General features: G+C 71.6%; 17 protein-coding genes and 1 tRNA gene. 7 read left to right on the forward strand and 11 right to left on the reverse strand.

Features of this window, described 5'->3' with window-relative positions; translation table 11 throughout:
* The first annotated feature begins 7 nt into the window (after window positions 1-7).
* Window positions 8-346 carry a hypothetical protein gene (locus Q0116_RS06595; RefSeq protein WP_297886542.1) on the forward strand — a complete coding sequence of 113 codons (339 nt, stop codon included), beginning with the start codon at window positions 8-10 and terminating at the stop codon, window positions 344-346.
* A 111-nt stretch (window positions 347-457) separates the two neighbouring features.
* On the forward strand, window positions 458-793 hold the full coding sequence (locus tag Q0116_RS06600; protein WP_004599172.1) for a NifU family protein: 336 nt from the start codon (window positions 458-460) through the stop codon (window positions 791-793).
* Between the two features lie 41 nt (window positions 794-834).
* Here Q0116_RS06600 and Q0116_RS06605 read toward each other — a convergent pair whose 3' ends face one another.
* From Q0116_RS06605 to Q0116_RS06615, 3 genes are all read right to left on the reverse strand, one after another.
* Window positions 835-4,734, reverse strand: coding sequence for a glycoside hydrolase family 97 catalytic domain-containing protein (locus Q0116_RS06605; RefSeq protein ID WP_297886555.1), 3,900 nt, complete (start codon window positions 4,732-4,734; stop codon window positions 835-837).
* A 183-nt stretch (window positions 4,735-4,917) separates the two neighbouring features.
* Window positions 4,918-6,420 (reverse strand): DUF402 domain-containing protein, encoded by a 1,503-nt coding sequence (locus Q0116_RS06610; protein WP_297886543.1) that lies wholly within the window; start codon window positions 6,418-6,420, stop codon window positions 4,918-4,920.
* Window positions 6,421-6,422: 2 nt separating this feature from the next.
* Entirely contained in the window at window positions 6,423-6,815 is a 393-nt protein-coding gene (locus tag Q0116_RS06615; RefSeq protein WP_297886544.1) for a hypothetical protein, read from the reverse strand.
* Window positions 6,816-6,956: 141 nt separating this feature from the next.
* Here Q0116_RS06615 and Q0116_RS06620 point away from each other — a divergent pair, with 141 nt between their 5' ends.
* A complete protein-coding gene (locus tag Q0116_RS06620; RefSeq protein ID WP_297886545.1) occupies window positions 6,957-7,967 on the forward strand; it encodes a PrsW family intramembrane metalloprotease in 1,011 nt (336 codons plus the stop codon).
* A 29-nt stretch (window positions 7,968-7,996) separates the two neighbouring features.
* On the opposite strand, the gene Q0116_RS06625 is transcribed toward Q0116_RS06620, so the two are convergent.
* The 4 genes from Q0116_RS06625 to Q0116_RS06640 form a co-directional block, all read right to left on the reverse strand.
* Window positions 7,997-8,974, reverse strand: a complete 978-nt coding sequence (locus Q0116_RS06625) for an ROK family protein (protein ID WP_297886546.1) — start codon at window positions 8,972-8,974, stop codon at window positions 7,997-7,999.
* Between the two features lie 90 nt (window positions 8,975-9,064).
* The gene (locus Q0116_RS06630) at window positions 9,065-9,523 is read right to left on the reverse strand and encodes a universal stress protein (protein WP_297886547.1); all 459 of its coding nucleotides are present in this window, start codon (window positions 9,521-9,523) and stop codon (window positions 9,065-9,067) included.
* 195 nt (window positions 9,524-9,718) lie between these two features.
* Window positions 9,719-10,102 carry a DUF5611 family protein gene (locus tag Q0116_RS06635; RefSeq protein WP_297886556.1) on the reverse strand — a complete coding sequence of 128 codons (384 nt, stop codon included), beginning with the start codon at window positions 10,100-10,102 and terminating at the stop codon, window positions 9,719-9,721.
* A gap of 79 nt (window positions 10,103-10,181) precedes the next feature.
* Window positions 10,182-11,282, reverse strand: coding sequence for a hypothetical protein (locus tag Q0116_RS06640; RefSeq protein ID WP_297886548.1), 1,101 nt, complete (start codon window positions 11,280-11,282; stop codon window positions 10,182-10,184).
* Between the two features lie 160 nt (window positions 11,283-11,442).
* Here Q0116_RS06640 and Q0116_RS06645 point away from each other — a divergent pair, with 160 nt between their 5' ends.
* A complete protein-coding gene (locus tag Q0116_RS06645) occupies window positions 11,443-11,757 on the forward strand; it encodes a 2Fe-2S iron-sulfur cluster-binding protein (RefSeq protein WP_297886549.1) in 315 nt (104 codons plus the stop codon).
* 182 nt (window positions 11,758-11,939) lie between these two features.
* Here Q0116_RS06645 and Q0116_RS06650 read toward each other — a convergent pair whose 3' ends face one another.
* A complete protein-coding gene (locus tag Q0116_RS06650; protein WP_004599158.1) occupies window positions 11,940-12,134 on the reverse strand; it encodes a cold-shock protein in 195 nt (64 codons plus the stop codon).
* Between the two features lie 185 nt (window positions 12,135-12,319).
* Between Q0116_RS06650 and Q0116_RS06655 the strand changes: the two genes are divergently transcribed.
* Window positions 12,320-12,904, forward strand: coding sequence for a hypothetical protein (locus tag Q0116_RS06655; protein ID WP_297886550.1), 585 nt, complete (start codon window positions 12,320-12,322; stop codon window positions 12,902-12,904).
* A gap of 24 nt (window positions 12,905-12,928) precedes the next feature.
* On the opposite strand, the gene Q0116_RS06660 is transcribed toward Q0116_RS06655, so the two are convergent.
* Entirely contained in the window at window positions 12,929-13,924 is a 996-nt protein-coding gene (locus tag Q0116_RS06660) for a phosphotransferase family protein (protein WP_297886551.1), read from the reverse strand.
* The gene (locus Q0116_RS06665; protein ID WP_297886552.1) at window positions 13,921-14,622 is read right to left on the reverse strand and encodes an HAD family hydrolase; all 702 of its coding nucleotides are present in this window, start codon (window positions 14,620-14,622) and stop codon (window positions 13,921-13,923) included. The genes Q0116_RS06660 and Q0116_RS06665 overlap by 4 nt, the downstream gene beginning before the upstream one ends.
* Window positions 14,623-14,682: 60 nt before the next feature.
* Here Q0116_RS06665 and Q0116_RS06670 point away from each other — a divergent pair, with 60 nt between their 5' ends.
* Together Q0116_RS06670 and Q0116_RS06675 are read left to right on the forward strand one after the other, a co-directional pair.
* Window positions 14,683-14,853: a hypothetical protein gene (locus Q0116_RS06670; RefSeq protein ID WP_297886553.1), complete on the forward strand. Its 171-nt coding sequence runs from the start codon at window positions 14,683-14,685 to the stop codon at window positions 14,851-14,853.
* A 345-nt stretch (window positions 14,854-15,198) separates the two neighbouring features.
* The gene (locus Q0116_RS06675; RefSeq protein ID WP_271913978.1) at window positions 15,199-16,449 is read left to right on the forward strand and encodes a vWA domain-containing protein; all 1,251 of its coding nucleotides are present in this window, start codon (window positions 15,199-15,201) and stop codon (window positions 16,447-16,449) included.
* Between the two features lie 313 nt (window positions 16,450-16,762).
* Here Q0116_RS06675 and Q0116_RS06680 read toward each other — a convergent pair.
* A tRNA-Phe gene (locus Q0116_RS06680) sits at window positions 16,763-16,836 on the reverse strand.
* Window positions 16,837-16,839: the final 3 nt, after the last annotated feature.

Below are 16,839 nucleotides of genomic sequence, written 5' to 3' on the forward strand. Positions count from 1 at the left end.
GAGTCGCATGTCCCTCACCACGGCCCTCGTCGGGGGCGGCGGAGGCGTCGCCGTCGCGCTCATCGCCGCGGCCGTCTACCGCGACGCCGCGCGCGTCGGCGTCGACCTCGGTTCGCCGGCGGCGTGGGCCGCGCTCGTCGTCCTCACCGGCGGGGCGAGCCTCGTCACGCTGATCCTCGTCCCCGACGCGCCCCTGCCCGGCGTCCTCGTCCTCACCGCGCTCGGGCCGCTGCTGTACGTGCTCGAACGCGACGACTCGCTGAACGGCGACGACGCGGCCGACCCCACGCGGCTCCCCAGCCAGTCCGGCGAGTCCACTGACGGAACCGACGAGGGGGAGCGATAGCGCGCTCGGCTGCCGCCGTTCCGTCTCATCGACGATGACACAGTTCCTTTCGCGCGCTTCTGCGACTCCTAAACCGCAACTTTCCATACCGTCGGCGGCGAAGGTGATGTAATGAGCGACGAGAGCGACGAAAGCCTCGCGGACCGGGTCGAGCAGTGGATGGTCGGACAGATGCCGATCATTCAGATGCACGGCGGCACGAGCGTCGTGCGCGAGGCGGACCCCGAGACCGGCGAGGTCGTCGTGGAACTCGGCGGCACCTGCTCCGGCTGCGGCATCTCCAACATCACCGCCGACAACATCCGTCGCGACCTCATCATGGACTTCGAAGAGGTCGACAACGTCACCGTCCGGACCGCCTCCTCCGGCGACAACGGTGCGTCCACCGTCGAGGGCGGCCGCGGCGGGGAACTCAAACACGAGACCGAGTCCGCGAACCACTTCTGAACGCGGCGGGCGCTCCCGCCGCGGCTCTTCTCTCTCCTCCGCTACAGCGGCGTGAACGGTATCGTCGCCAGCGTGTCGGCGTCGTAAGCGAGCGCGTCAGCCTGCGACGTACCGTCGGGCGTGATCAGGTCGATGACGCTCGGTGCGTTGCCCGCCGCGCCCTCCTTGGCGCCGCCGAAGACGAACCCGCCGGCCTCGACCTGTACGTCGCGGAACGCGCCGAAGTCCTCCGAGCCGACGACCGGGCAGACTTCCCAGTCGGCGATCTCGGCCCCGTTTACCGCCGTCTTGGGTATCGAGACGATCGCGACGTTCGACTCGAAGCTGGCGAAGACGTTCGGCGAGCCGAGACCGTTGTCGTTCGCATCGACGATCCCGCTCCCGAAGCCGCTGGCGGAGACCCGGTACTGCCACGGGTCCGCGAACTCGGCGGTGACGCCGAGGTCGCCGATCTCCGTCGTCCGACCGCCGCTCGCCGACGGGTCGCGGAGGTAAACGACGAAGTAGTGTGGCGAGAAGGTCCCGCCGAAGGCGTCGTACAGGTTCTCGACCTCGAAGGCGAACCGGTACTCCTCGTCCGTCTCCAGCACGCGGAACGAGCGCAGATCGAACGCGCCGTCTTGAAACGCGCCGTCGGTCGGATAGGCGTACCCACCCGGTCCGTTGTCGTCGCCGGCGGGATCGGTGAACTCGGCGATGAGGTCGCCGGGCGCGACCGTGACGGTCCCCGACGCCAACTCCGCCCCGCCGTCCGGCTCTCGGACGACGATATCGAACGTCCCGATCCGCGAGATGCGGAAGCCGATCTCGACCGTCTCGTCCGTCGCGTTCGGCGGGAGCCGGACGTTGCCGAGCGCCTCGACCTCGCCGTCGACGAGTATCTCGACGTTCGTCCCGCCGACGAAGTCTGCGTCGTTGGAGCCGGTCGCGGTGATGAACGCCTCGTCGAGGTCGGCCTCGTCGGCGATCTCGACCGTCAAGTCCTGCTCCGGGCGCTCGTACTCGGGGAGCCGGTCGATCTCGCGGCCCCGCGCCGGACGCAACTTGACTGCGGTCCCGCCGCTCGGCGCGAGCGACGCGAGCAGCGTGGTCGACGGGTCGACCACCGCCTCGTCGATGCGGACCCCGGTCGGGTCCAGGTCGACGCCTGCGCCGACCGCGTCCGAGTAGATCTCCGCGACGTACTTCCGACCTTTCCGGCCCTTGCCGCGACCGTTTCCGTTTCCACGGCCGTTGCCGCGACCGTTGCCGTTGCCGTTGCCGCGGCCCTTCCCTTTGCCGTTGCCGCGGCCCTCGCCGCGCCCCTTTCCGCGTCCCGGCGCGCCGCCGGAGTTGCCGGGGGCGTTCCCCGAGTTGCCGGGCGCGAGGAAGTCGAACGGCACGTCGACCGCGCGGCCGTCGCCGTCCGTCATGACGCCGACGTACCACTCGTCACCGTGCCGGCGGGCGATCGCGAGGTAGTCGCCGATCGCGGCGCCGACGACGCGCGTCTCGTCCCAGCCGGCCGCCGGGACCGACTCGATGAAGCCGAACTCCGGCTCGGCGTCGAAGTTCTCGCTCTCGGGGACGTACCCCTCGTACTCGGCCGGGACCGGCGACGGCTCGCCGGACTCGGTGACCGCGACGGTGTTGAGGTTGAAGCCGCCCACGTCGCCGCTGAAGCCGCCGTCGCCGCTCTCGTAGTCGAGCTCGATCGCGACCTCGTTGTCGCCCGCGTCGAGTTCGACCTCGGTCGTGAACACCTGCCAGTCGTCCCAGTACTCGGTGAAGTCGGGCTCGACGGTTCGGCGCTCGTCGTTGACTCGCAGCGTCGCCCGCGGCGTGCCGGCGTCGATCACGCGGCCCGCGTTCTCCTCGGCGTCGCTCGCGTACCGGAGGTGAAGGTCGTACGTCCCGGCGCTCGGCACGTCCTCGACCGTGAACGACACCGACGACCCGCTGGGCGCGCGGTTGGGGTCGACGGCGACGAAGTTGGTCCCGAACGCGTCCCGCCACGAGTCGTCCGTGACGAGCCCGTCGAGGTCGCCGGCGGCGGCCTGGAGCGCCTCCCCGACCCCGAACGTCTCGTCGACGTACCCCTCGATCCGGTCGGCGGCCATCTGGAGGCCGCTGAGGTACGTCGGGTACATCGCGAGCTGCTTCGCCCGCGTCGTCTGGATCTGGTCGCCGCGGTCGTCGCCGAACGTGATGTCGAAGATGCCCGGCTGGAAGCTCACCGGGCCGGCGAGGTTCCGCGTGAACGGCAGCGTGACGTGGTGGTCGCGGCCGACGTTCGAGCCGAGCTGGCCGAACCCGTCGTACTCCTGGGCCTTCACGACCTCGCGGTTCGCCACGTTCGGGTAGGTCCGGATCTCGCCGGTCGGCTTGATCCCCTCGTGGATCTCCAGGAGCTGGCGGTTCGCGGCCGCCTCCCGGATCACGAGCCGGTGGTGGTTCACCGCGAGCTGGTTGTGCTGGTTGTGGGTCGGGTCGGCGCCGTCGCCGTCGATGCCGAGCCCCGGGTCGGAGACGTAGCCGTTCTTGATCGAGTTGATCCCCTCGGCCTCGTACCCCGCGAACACGTCCTCGTCGAGGATCGCGGTCTCGTACTGGGGGATGTTCCCCGCCGTCTCGTTGTGGATCGTCATCTCGACGGGGTCAGGGAGCGACGCGCCGAACGCCGTCACCTCGGGCACGTCGAAGTCGGGGGTCGAGCCGTCCACCCCGAACTCGAAGCCGGTGCCGTCGCCGGGGTAGGTGTCCCACCCCTCGTTCCACCCCTCGACGAGGACGCTGTCGAGCCCGTTCTCGCTCGCGAAGCGCATGTACCGCTTCATCCGCTCGGTGCGCGCGCCGTGGACGTACGCCGCCGCGTCATCCGCACCGTCGAACGACTCGTCGGCCCGGTACTCCCAGTTCGCCTGCCCCGCGATCATCGTCCACCAGATGCCGACGTACTTGCGGGGCTCGATCCAGTCCGTGTCCGGCTCGCCGCCCGCGGTCGGCAGCGCCGACTCGTCGAGCGAGTCCGCGAGCAGCGGGACGAGCTGCGACTCGATCAGCTCGCCCGGCCGGTCGACGACTTGGATCGTCCGCCACGGCGTCGCCGCCGGCAGGTCGAGCGAGGCCCGCGACCCGTCGGGCAGTGGGGTGAGCTCGGTCGCGAACGCCGTCCCGCCGCCGTCGCTCCGGGGCGCGAGCGTCGCGGCCGCGTAGTCGTCGAGGTTCGCCTCGTGGACGCTGAGGTACGCGTCGCCCGCGTCCACCGTGAGCGGGGTGTGCGCGCCCTCTCGCATCGGCGTGCCGTTCGGTCGCCGGTTCTCGACCCCGCCCGGGATCTCAGACAGCGGCGTCTCGGCGTACTCCTGCTCGAACCGGGGATTCGTCACCGCGTTCGCGATCCACCAGGCGTCGTAGTCGTCCGCGAAGTCGACTCCGGTGTTCTCCGCGTCGATCACCGCCTTTTCTGAGTTGCTCGCGAACTCCTCGCGCAGCACCGTCCGGAACCCGATCCCGTCGTCGAACACGCGGACTTGGAGGGTGGCGGTGCGGCCGTCCTCGGCGGGGGAGTCGTCGGCGGCCGCGTCCGCGAGCCCGACGCTGAGGGCGTTGTACTCGGCCTCGACCTCGTCGTAGGCGCCCCACACCGGCTCCCACTCCTCGGTCGAGATCGCCCGGATCGTCCCGGTGACCGCGACCGGCCCGTCCGCCCCCTCGGCGCTCGCGCCGAACGCCGACTGGTTCCGGAAGTCGAACCCGAGCCGCGACGGGCCGACGTAGGTCGTCCCGTTCCGCGCGACCTCGTAGGTCGGGACGCCGTCCGAGACGTCGACCGTCACCGCGATCGACCCGTCCGGCGATTCGATCGTCTGAACCGGGTCGTCGGCGTCGTTGGCCACCGGCGCGGCGTCGTCGGCCGACACGTCCCGCGAGTAGGCGGCCGCCGCCACAAGCGCCCCCACGCTCCCGAGGAACCCCCGCCGGCTCGTCTCTCCGAACGTTTGCTGTGATCGTTTCTCACTCATTCCGTCCGCAGCGTGTATGCGATGAATAATAATGCTATTGTAACGAATCGAAGTGATTGGATTTCGAAACGACCGAGTCGACGCGTCCCGACGGCCGGACCGCCGCTCTCGGACCGACTCCTACAACGCGTTTTCGAGCGCCGAGGCGACGCTCCGCGCCTTCTCGGCCAGCGGCTCGGGGGTGTGGCCGGCCGCGACCGACTCGGCCAACTCGTCGTCGTCGACGCGCTCGACGGTCCCGTCCGGGTGTTTCATCACGTCGACGTGGAGGTCGACGTAGCGGGCCGCGTCGGGGAACACCTCGACGGGCGTACAGACGTTGACGTACGTCCCGCGGACGGCCCCGTCGCGCCCGCGGTACGTGGTCGGGTACCACCAGCGGCCCTCCTTCAGGCTCGTCTCGGCGACGTCGCCGGCCTCGCGGTCGACGCCGAGGCCGTCGTAGGTCCCGCCGCCGCTCATCTCCCGCTCGACGGTGACCGTCCCGTCCGCGTCGACCCCGGTGACCGTCGCCTCCCCGAGCGTGATCAGCCGCCCGTCGGGCTTCCCGTGGTCGATCCGGAGCGCGTCGCCCTCGCGCGGGCCGAACGCGTCGGCCACGACCGCGAACGGGAACTCGGCGTCGGCGGCGGGGGCGCAGAGCGCCTCGGCGAGGTCGACCCCGGCGGAGGCGTCCGACGACCCGGCCTTCACGCGGTGGTGACCCGGCATCGTCGCGGTCGCGGTCCGCCGCGCGTCGTCGAGCCCGCCCCGGCTCTCCCGGCCGAACCAGACCCAGACGCCGGCGTTGGGCGCGGCGAGCGGGGCGTCGCGGAGCCGGCCCCTCTCGTCGAGTACGCCGAGCCCGTCGTCGGCTCCGCCCTCGCCGTCCGCTCCGGTCGCCGCGCGCAGTCCCTCGGCGGCCTCGACCGCCGCGTCGAGGCCGGTGGTGAGCGCTTCCGTGTCGGCGTCGACGGCCGGAGGCCGCCACACCGCCCGCCAGCCCGCCGGCGGGTCGAGGTCGAGGAGGTCGAGCATCCCGGCCAGCTCGCGGGCCGCCTCGTCGTCCCGGACGTCGACGCGCGTCCCGGACCCCGGTTCGAGCGCGACGAGGTCGCCGCCGACCCGCAGCCTCCCGGCGAGCTCGGGGCGGCGGTCGGTCCACGGCGCGGCCGACTCGCGCACCTGGACCCGGACCGGATCGCCCGTCTCGACCCGGGCGTCGACGCCGCCGTACGGGAGGTATCCCTCGGCGGCCGCGGCGGGCGCGCCCCTCGCCCCGCCGCCGTCGCCCGGGCGCCCGTCGTCGGCTCGGAGGTCGACCACCGCGCCGCCGCCGAGGGTCTCCGTCACCTCGCCGTCGAGGACGGTCCCCGGCGGCGTCGGGTCGGGCCACGCGAGCGCGTCGCGCCCCGCGCCGGTCAGGAGGCCCCGGACCGCGTCGAGCGCGTCGGGGTCGCCGCTCGCGCCGACCCCCTGTCGGTCCGCGCTCGTCTCGATCCGGACGTCCGGCGGCTCGGTCCCGAACTCGGCTTCGAACCGCCGGCGGATCGGCGGCGATGCGTCGACCACCTCGTGGCCGTCGTCGAGCAGGCGCGCGGTGAGCGCCGTCGCGTAGATGCCGCGGACGCGGGCACGGGCCATCGTCAGAGGGCCTCGCGCTCGCGCGCGAACCGCACGCGGTCGTTCACCGTGTCCCCGAGCGAGAGCTCGACGACCGTCGGCGCGCCGCCGCCGTCCTCCCGGAGGATCCGCCCGCCCTCCACCGGGACGCCCCAGCCGTCGAGCGAGAGGTAGCCGCGGAGGTCGCTCCCGTGCGTGAACAGGTCGACGTCGGCGCTCCCGTGTTCCTGGATCGACTCGGCGCTGTGCGCCATCTCCATGTCGGAATAGTAGGGGCCGTCTCTCTCGAAGAACGCTCGGAGCCGGTCGGCGTCTCTCGCGACCAGTTCCGCGACTCGGTCCGAGGCGTCGGCGACGGCGTCGGCGTCCAGCCCGGCCTCCTTCAGGGCGCGCTGGACCCGCGGGTCGAAGTGCATACCCCGCCTTCGCCCGCCGCGGTTTCAATCCTGTCGGCCGCGGGCCGGCCGCGCTCGGTGACGCGAGTTCCGTTCCCCGTTCTCGATCCGCCCGCTCGGTCCCGCCCATCGGTTAAGTCATCGGGGGGCGAAACGGGGGCCATGCCAACCGACGAGGACCCGATCGCGTCTCGGGCCGACGACGACCGCGACCTCTACGACGTCGCGACGTGGGAGGAGCGCACCTCCCTCGACGGGCTGTCGGTCGCGCTGTACTGGCTCCTCACGCGCTCCGCGAAGGCCGGGGTCGTCCTCGTCGCGCTCGTCGGCCTCTTGGCGATCCTCGGTTCCTTCGGGCTCGGGCTCCTCTTCGACCCGGCCATCGCGATCCTCCTCGGGCTCTCCGTGATCCCCGCCCTCGGCTTGGCCGCGTACGTGTACGTCTCGGACGTGACGACCGGCGAGCCGCTGTCGCTCCTCGTGGCGACGTTCCTCCTGTCGATCCTCACCGCGACGTTCGCGGCGATACTGAACAGCGTGCTCCAGCCGTACTTCCGGCCGCTCGGGTTCCTCGGGATCGTCGTGTTCTTCTTCGTCGTCGTCGGCCCGATCGAGGAGTCCGTGAAGCTGCTCGCGGTGCGGCTGTACGCGTACACCGACGACCGCTTCGACGCCGTCATCGACGGCGCGGTGTACGGGGCCATCGCGGGCCTCGGCTTCGTCGTCATCGAGAACTTCGTGTACATCGCCCAGAACGTCGACATGGCGGAGCTGACGGTCGGGATCGCGACGCTCGGCGCGGGCGACGGCATCGCCGCGCTCCGGGCGCTCGCCGGCCCCGGCCACGTCGTCTACTCGGCGTTCGCGGGCTACTACCTCGGGCTCGCGAAGTTCAATCCCGGGAACCGCGGCCCGATCATCGTGAAGGGGCTCGTCCTCGCGGCCGCGATCCACGCGCTGTACAACACCCTCGTCGGCCCGGTGACCGGCGTCGCCGCGGGACTTTTCGGCCTCCCGCAGGTCGTCGCGCTGTTCGGCTTCGTCGTCGTCTTCCAGGGCGCGTTCGGCTACGTCCTCATCCGGAAGATCCGGCGCTACCGCGACGCATACCTCGACACGCGCGACGCGGTCGGCGCCGACGTCGAGCCCGAGCTCGACGAGTTCGAACAGTAGCCCCGCCGAGCGTCCGTCTCCTCCGCCGGTCAGGGCGCGTTCTCGACGCGCGAGCGGTCGCCCGTCCCGCTCGTCAGCGCGCTCGCGAGCGCCCCCTTCACCACGACGTCGTCGCCGAGGTCGGTGAGCCGCACCTCCGGGACGTTGATGAACACCATCTCCGGGAGCTTCTCGCGGATCGGGTCGAGGACGCGGTCGGGATTGTTCAGCGCGACCGCGCCGCCGACGCTCACGACGATCGGCGCGTACGCGTGGATGACGTTGGCGATCCCCATGGCGTTCCAGTGGGCGACCTGGTCGATCACGTGGTCGGCGAAGGTGTCCTCGCCCGCCGCCTCGAACACGTCGACCGCGGAGAAGTCGGGGTCCTCGATCGGGAGGCTCGTCTCGATCGGATCCTCCTCGTACAGCTCGCGGGCGTACTTCGGGATGTTGTTGCCCGAGCAGTACCCCTCCCAGTGGCCGTCGAGGCCGCAGCCGCAGGTCATGAACCCGTGCGGGTCGACGGTCATGTGCCCGACCTCGCCGGCGTTGCCGTCCCACCCCGAGAGGACGTTGCCGTCGACGGCGACGCCCGCGCCGATCCCCGAGGAGATGGTGAGGTACACCATGTCGTCGGGGTTGCGCTCGGAGTGGAACCGCTCGCCGATGACGCCCGCGATGGTGTCGTTGTGGAGGTACACCTCGTCGGTGTCGAGCAGTCGCCCCACCGGCCCGACGAGCGGGATGCGCTCGACGGTGTCCGGGAGGTTCGCGGGTCCCTGGACGACCCCCTCTGCCAGGTCGAGCGGGCCGATCGAGCCGATCCCGGCCGCGGTCGCCTCGTTCGGCGCGATCCCGGCGTCGGTACACGCCCGCCGCACCACGTCCAAGACGGCCTCGGTGACGGCGATACCGCTCGGTCCGCGCGGGGTGCCTCGCGACGCGGAGCCGAGGACGGCCGCGGTCTCGTCGCCGACGACCGCCCGGACGTTCGTCGCCCCGAGATCGACGCCCACGTAGTACATCGGGTGTAACGGCGGACCCGTCTCACTTAAGCGGGACGCTTCGGTCGGTCGAGCGGGGAGACCGACCCGCGGCGCCCGCGCGAAACCGCGTTACGACGCGGGCTCGCGGACGAACGTCACCGGGCACGGCGCCGAGAGCATGACTTCCTGCGCGACGCTGCCGAAGACGGCCTTCCCGGTCGGCGAGCGCCGGCGACCGCCCACGACGACGCGGTCGGCTCCGAGCCCCTCGGCGGTCTCGACGACCTCGGCCGCGAGGTCGCCGACCGCGCCGCGGATCGAGTGGCGCACGCCGGCCGCCGACAGCGCCCTCGAGAGTTTCCGGGTGGCCGCGTGTCGCTCCGCGACCGCGTCGGGCGTCGAACTCTCGCTGCCCGCCTCGAAGCCGAGCTTCGCGCGCGTCTCGTCGAACTCCTCCTCGCCGAACACGTGGGTCAACACGACCTCGGCGTCCGCCGGCTCCGCGACGGCGACGATCTCGTCCGCGAGCCGCTCGATCCGTTCCTCGTCCTCGGTCCCGACCGCCAGCACGATCGTCTCGATGCTCATACCCGTCTTTCGTCCCCGACCGAATTAAGCCTGGTGAAGTCTTTACTCAAAACCGAATAAATATTTAACCGATCGATCCTGACACTCCCCGGCCACGTCGGTGCGGTCGCGACCGACCCCGCCGGACGAGCGAGGCGCTGGGGAAGACGCGACGCTCGACGAGAGAACGGCGTCGCCGCCGGTCGGGAAGTCCGGTCAGTAGTCGGGGGCGTCGTCTTCGACTTCGCGCTTCAGCGAGTCGCGGCGGGACTTCGCGTCGCGCCCGGTCGCCTCCAGTAAGAACTCGTTCTTCGCGTCGACGGCGTCCGCGGCCGCGTCGGCGTTCCCCTCCGCGATGACGTCCTCGGCGGGCCGCTCCTCGAAGTGGACCGCCAGCTTGTCCTTCTTGCTCCCGTACTCGGCGGCCCCCGCGACGATCCGGTCGAACACCGGGTTGTCGGGGTCGCCGACGACGTACAGCTCGTGGCCCTGCCACTCCTCCGTGCCCGTGACCTCGCCGAAGTACTCCTCGACGGAGCCCTTCAGGTCCGGCATGCGGTCGTCCAGATGCTCGCCGCGGCGCATCTTGTACTCCTTCATGCCGCGACCGTTCGACAGGCCGGCGTAAACCAGTTTCGTCACGGCCGCTCGGCGGCCGACGCGGCGTTTTATACGGCGGTTACTGCGGTCGCTCGTCGACGTACCCGCGCTTACACTCCGGACAGATGTCGCCCGCCCGCATCGAGCTCCCGTCCGCGGCGCGGACCATCCCGCACTCGGGGCAGTAGTACTCGGTGGGCTCGTCCGCGCCGGCCGTCTCCAGGTCGGGGCTCTCGCCGCGGGTGATCCCCGTCCCGCCCTCGCCGGCGTCGAACGAGACGGTCTCAGCGTCGTCGGGCGCCTCGACGTACTCCGTCTCCTCGGACTCCCCCTCCCGCTGCTCGGCGGTCTCCGGGGTGAGCCCCCCGCCGAACTCCACGCCCGCATCGCCGCCCTCGCCGACCTCGGCGCTGAACCCCTCGTCCTCGCCGCCGTGGTCGGGCCACGCGGCCTGGCCGTCGCCCGCCGCGTCCCCCTCCTCGACGGACGGCCACGCGCCCCGCTCCCGCTCGCCGGTCGCCGCCTCCGCCTCGTCGTCGAGGATCACGCCGTCGTCGCTCTCGGCGTCCGTCTCGTCGCTCGACGCCGACTCCGCCGGAGCGTCGCTCGCGGCCGACCGGCCGTCCGTCGGCTCGCCGCCCGCGTCGAGCAGCTCCGCGTCCTCGTCTCCCGGTCCCGCCGCCGAGTCCGCCTCGCCGCCGGGCGCCGGACGCTCCGGCGATTCAGACGGCCCCTCGGCCTCGTCCGGTGCCGGGCCCGCGTCGGTCGCGCCGGCATCGTCGTCGACCGGCCCGTCGTCGATGATCACCGCGTCGTCGCTCCCCGCGCCGGGCTCCTCGTCGAGCGTGAGCCCGTCGTCCGCGGTCGCGGCGTCGTCCGCGTCGACGCCCCCCGCCGCTCCGCCGGGAGCCGCGGTCCCCTCGGCGGGTCCCGCGGCGTCGCCGTCCGCCGGCGTCGCGGCCGCTCCCGCGTCGGTTCCGGCGGCGTTCGCGGCCGCCTCGTCGGCCAGCTGCTGCATCGTCGTCACCTCGGTGTTTTCGCTGACGATCTGCGTCTCGCCGCAGCGAGCGCAGGTCTTCACCTCCCTGACGGTCGTGACGACCTCGTCGCCCTCCTCCTCGCGCTCGCGCTGGAGTTCGGGCTCGTCGAAGTCGTGTCCGAGCAGACACCTGAGTCCCATTGTGCCTCCCTGCGGTGCCGAGGGTAAAAAACGCCCCGTCGGCGTCCGACGCTCGGCACACGACCGTTTCGCGACGCCTCGCGGCCGCCGTCCGCAGTTCCAGCCGCCGGACCCGCGGACACAGACTCTTTTGTGGATCGCTCGCGTACCGTGAGTCGACATGCCTACTGTATCCTACAAGGGCGAGGAAATCGAGTGCGAGAAGGGCGCTAATCTCCGCAACGTGCTCAAAGAGGCCGGTCTCTCCGTCTACAACGGCAAGATGGAGCAGTTCAACTGCCGCGGCGCCGGGTCGTGCGGCTCCTGTGCGGTCCAGGTCGACGGCGAGGTCAGCGAGCCGAGCAAAAAGGAGAAGGCCCGCCTCTGGTTCCCGCCGCACCACCCGAGCCACGACGTCCGCCTCTCCTGTCAGACCACAGTCGAGGGCGACGTCGAGGTGACGAAGGGCCGCGGGCTCTTCGGGCAGCACATCTGAGCGCGGACGCGGCCGCTCTCGTCTCTTCGCCGACTACTCTGCGCGCACGCGACGAGCGGGACGCTCGTCGGGAGTGAAATACGACCGCGGCGGACGTGAGCCCGCGACGCGGACGAAAACGTTTGCTGTGTGTCAGAGTCGCGTTCGGCGTCAGCCGGACCGACCCACCTTCTCGGATCGGCTTACTGCCGAACGACGTTGGTCGCGCGGGGGCCCTTCTCGGAGGACTCGATGTCGAACTCGAGCTCCTGACCCTCTTCGAGGTCCGGGCCGCCGACGTCTTCCATGTGGAAGAACACGTCGTCGTCCGCGTCGTCAGTCTCAATAAATCCGTAGCCGCCAGTGTCGTTGAAGAAATCAACCTTTCCGGTCGCCATTGCAACCGTAGGGAGGCCCCGACCGGGTATAACAATTGCGAGTGTACAGTTATCACGACTCTCTCTGGACGATCGTTCCCGTACACCCGCGGTTTTCTGCGTAGATACTGACCGCACGGCGGATTCACGGCGCGCGAACGACGGGATCGTGTCGTTCTCCGGCGCTCCGCCGGACGCCGACGTTTATGTTTCCGGCCGCGAAATCGACTCGTGTGTCACACGAGTACCAAGCGGACGGTCCCGCCCTCACGCTCCGCGAGAACGGCCCGGCCCTGCTGGTCCCCGCGGCGTGGGGCGTCGCCGCGGGCGCGGTCCTCGGCGCGGTCTCCCTCCACGCGCTGTTCGTCGCGCACGTCGTCATGAGCGCCCTGCTCGTCGCCTTCGTCGTCGCCTCTTGGCGCGACATGGCGACCGGGGTCCTCCGGGCGTGGAAGCTGACGGTCCTCGCGGGGACGCCGGTCACGCTCGCGGGGGTCCTCGGGTTCCTCGCGCGCGACGGGGTCGCGTTCGCGGCCGCGCTCCCGACGGACGCGCTCCTCGCCGTCGCCTTCTACGGCTGGATGCTCCTCCCCGCGCCGGCGTTCGTCTACACGGGGCTCCGCGACGCGACGGCCCCGCGATCGACCGTCCACCACGTCGCGGCCGCGTGTTCGGTCGCGGGCGCGGCCGTCGCCGCGCTCGCCGGCTCCGGGGCGGGGACGGTCGCCGGCATCGCGCTCGTCGGCCTCGGCCAGACCGCGGGTATCCTCGCGGCCACGGCGCTGTACTGACCGGGACGGTCCGACGCGCTCCCGTCACTCGTCCGAAGCGCCGAGCGCGCGCCGGAGCGCACGCCCGTGGAACTCGACCGCCGCGTCGCGGTCGACCGGTGGGTAGCGCGGGTTCGTCACCACCCCGTCGCCGTCGACGACCGCGCTCGCGACGGCCGCGGCCCGGTGCGCCCGCTCGACGCGCGGCAGCGGCGCGACGGACTCGTAGCCGTCGCGGAACGACCGCCGGAGCGGCTCGGTCTCTGCCACCGGCACGTACCAGTCGACGACGAGATACTCGGTCTTCGCGATCGAAACGCCCCGCGGTGCGGCCAGCGGCGCCTCCCAGTCGAGGACGGCCGTCACCGCGCCGTCCGCGACGAGGGCGTTCCCCGGGCGGAAGTCCCACGGGAACAGCCGCGGTTCGGCGTCGGACGCGGGCGACTCCCGGAACGCGTCCCGAAGCCGAGCGCGGAGCCCGTCGAACTCTTCGGGAAGCCGGTCGGCGTGTCGCTCCCCGAAGCGGCGGAGCCACTCGTCGGCGCCGACCGGATCGCGGACGGACAGCGACGCGTCGCGTCCGAGGACCGACTCCGCGTCGGTCGCTCCGCCGCCCGCCGCGCCGTCGACCGCGAGCCGCCCGCACCCCGAGAACCGAAACGCCTCGTGGAGCGCCGCGAGCCAGCGGCCGAACGCCCGCGCGACCCCCCGCCGGTCCGCCGGACCGAGGTCGACGAACGCCTCGTGGAGGTCGCGCCCGTCGACCAGCGGCGTCACGAGCCACCCCGTCCCGTCGACGACGCCCTCGCCGAGCGGTCGGGGAACGGGGACGGTCGTCCGCTCGCCGACCGCCGTCAGCAGCGCCGCCTCGGTCCGGGTCGCGGCCGGCGTCGCGGAGAACTGGACGACCACCGGCGCGGCGCTCTCGAAGCGCACCACCTCCGTCCGCTTGCGGTTCCCTCGCCCGAGCGGTTCGACGCTCGCGACCGCCGCCCCCGGTCGCGTCTCGGCGAGGGCCCGGTCGAGCGCCGCGTCGTTCACCGACCGTCCCCCGCCTCGGTCGTCGTCCCCTCGGCCAGCAGGCCCGGGAACTCCGATAACGAGTCGAGGACGTAGTCCGGGCGGTACGGGGCCGCCGCGTCGTCGGGATTCGCGCGGAGCCACGCGGACCGGAGCCCGGCGTTGTGCGCGCCCGCGACGTCGTACGACAGCGAGTTCCCGACGTACAGCGTCTCCGCCCCGTCGACCGACAGCGCCGCGGTCAGCCGCTCGAACGGTTCCGCGTGCGGCTTCCGGCGAGGTAGGTCCCCGGCGTACACGATCGCGTCGACGAGGTCGCCCAGTCCGAGCGCCTCGACCTTCGCTCGCTGGCGGTCCTCGGGGCCGTTCGTGAGCACCCCCACGGGTCCCGCCGCCGCGGCGGCCGCCAGCGCGTCGCCCGCGCCCGGCAGGAAGGCCACCCGCGACTCGTCGGCGACCGACTCGAACGCCGCCGCGAGCGCGACGGGGTCCACGTCTCTCCCGTGTTGGGCCGCCAGCCGCGCGAACCCCGCGCCGAGGTAGCCGACGCGGTCGTCGGGGTCCGGCGGGCCGTCGAGGAGGGGCCACAACTCGTCGGGCTCGCCGAACGGCTCGACGCCCGCCTCCTCGAACGCCCGGCGATACAGGGCGGTCACGTCGTGGTCGTGGCGGCACAGCGTGTCGTCGAGGTCGAACGCCACCGCCGCGAACCGGCTCATGGACGATCGGAGGCGCCGCGCGGCGAAGTCGGTTTCGCCGACGCGCCCGTAGGCCCGACGATGACCGACCCCGACGACACTCACGACTGCGAGACCTGCGGCGCGAGCGTCGCCGTCGCGGACGCGCGCCGGTCCGAGCCGTTCGGCGACCTCGACCCCGACACCTGGCAGACGCTGAACTGCCCGCACTGCGGCGACCGCCTCGCGACCGTTCTCGTCGGCGACGAGTGACGGCGCGCGGGCCCTCTCGGCCGCCCTGCGAGCCGCGCCGCCCTCTGCCGCACCCGCCGCCGGTGGCAGCGGCCAACGCGATCGCGGGCCGCCCGGATCGCGATACGGAGTCGACCGCGGTTCGGTATCGGCCGCCTACCGACGCCGAGTACGACGGTTCCGCGCTCTCGGCGGCCCGAACCCGCGACCACCGGTCGGCGGCGCATACCTATGCCCTCACGTAGCTTACAGGTAATCGACTACTGCGCTTTCAGCTCCGACGCGGATCGGTTCGACGCGCGAACCCGCGTTCGCGAGCGACACCGCCTCGAATCGCGGCCGGGAGACACAGTAGATCGGCCACTCATGACAGCAAACTATCCGGACAACTCGGACTCGAACGTACCCATCTCGCGGCGAACCGTCCTCCGAACGACGGGGGCCGCCGGAGCGCTCACGATCGGCGGCGTCGGCCTGCCGTTCCTCACCGGGACCGCCGCCGCCGACGAACAACTGATCGAGACCTGTAACGGGGCGGTCGACGTCGTCGTCGCGCTCGACTACTCGGGCTCGATACGGTCCGCCGGCACCTGGGGCGACATCCAGAGCGGCGTGGACAGCTTCCTCGGCGTCGTTCCGGCCGACGTTCAGCTCGGTCTCGTCACGTTCGGCGACGCGCCGGCCGCGTTCGAGTACGGTCCCGGCAACCTCCTCGACTTCGCGACCCCCGCCAACACTTCGGCCCTTCAGTCCGGCGTCCCGACGGACGCTCCGCCGCAGGAGAACGGGACGCACCTGCCCGGCGCGTTGGACTTCGCCAACGCGATCCTCGACGAAGAGGGCCGCGGCGGCAGGGAGATACTCGTCGTCATCACCGACGGCGGCCCGAACTACGAGAACGGCCTCGTCGGCGACGGCGCCGCCCCGCCCTCCGACGACACGACGTTCCCGTACGGAACGTTCACGTACACGGGCGGGGAGACCGGCGGCGAGAACGGGACCGCCGGCGAACCCGGCGAACTGACCGAGACCACCGCCACCGCGGACGCCGTCAGAGACGCCGGCCGCCGCATCATCGCCGTGGGTATCGGCGAGGACGTCGCCGGCTTCGACGACTACCTCGCGCAGGACGTCGCCGACACCCCCGACGACTTCGTCGGGGTTCGGAACGCCTCGGACTTGGGGACCGAACTGGAGACGCTCATCAGCGAGGTCTGCGAGGAGTGTACGGACTGCGCCGCCGACGGCCGGCTCGCGAAGTACGAGTTCGCCTGCGTCGAGACCGACCCCGCCACCGGTGACTGCCTCGCGTCCGACTTCGTCCCGGAGGGCGACACCGACGACGGCGTCGCGTACACCGCCGGGTCCTACACCAGTAAGAGCGACGAGGCGTTCGAACCGATGACGGTCTCGTTCGACACCGAGTACTGCGACCTCTACGCGCTGGTGAAGAGCGGTCGCGAACTCGAGGTACAGTCGTTCGCCGGCAACGACGGGAGCGTCACCGTCGAGACTGCGAACGACGGGAAGTTCGCGATCAGCTTCGTCGCGTTCTACTGTACGGCGAACGCGGCGGCCGCGGCGCTCGATGCCTTCCCGTCGCGGGGTCGGCGCTAGTTCGCCGAATCGTCACGTAGACGCTCACGCGGCTGTTTTTAGACGGTCTGACTCCTGCGCTTCCAGCCTCGCCGAGGCAGGAAACAGCTCCACACGGAGCTGTCGCTCACAGTGTTACTCGGGCGGAAAGGATAATGCCGCCTCCCCGATTTGAACTCACCGAGACGCTCGCCCTCGCTCCGTTCGGACTCGCGACTCGCCTGCTCAAATCGACTCGGCGTCGTTTCTTCACCCGCTCGCTGTCGCTCGCGGGGACGGGGGACAGCTCGATCTTCAATCGGGACTAACGAATGCGGATCGCGCTGAAAAGCCATGCCGCCTCCCCGATTTGAACGGGGGACAGCTCGATCTTCAGTCGAGTGCTCTCCCAGTCTGAGCTAAGGCGGCTCG

Origin of the sequence: uncultured Halorubrum sp., assembly GCF_937146585.1 — an archaeon.
GTDB lineage: Archaea > Halobacteriota > Halobacteria > Halobacteriales > Haloferacaceae > Halorubrum > Halorubrum miltondacostae.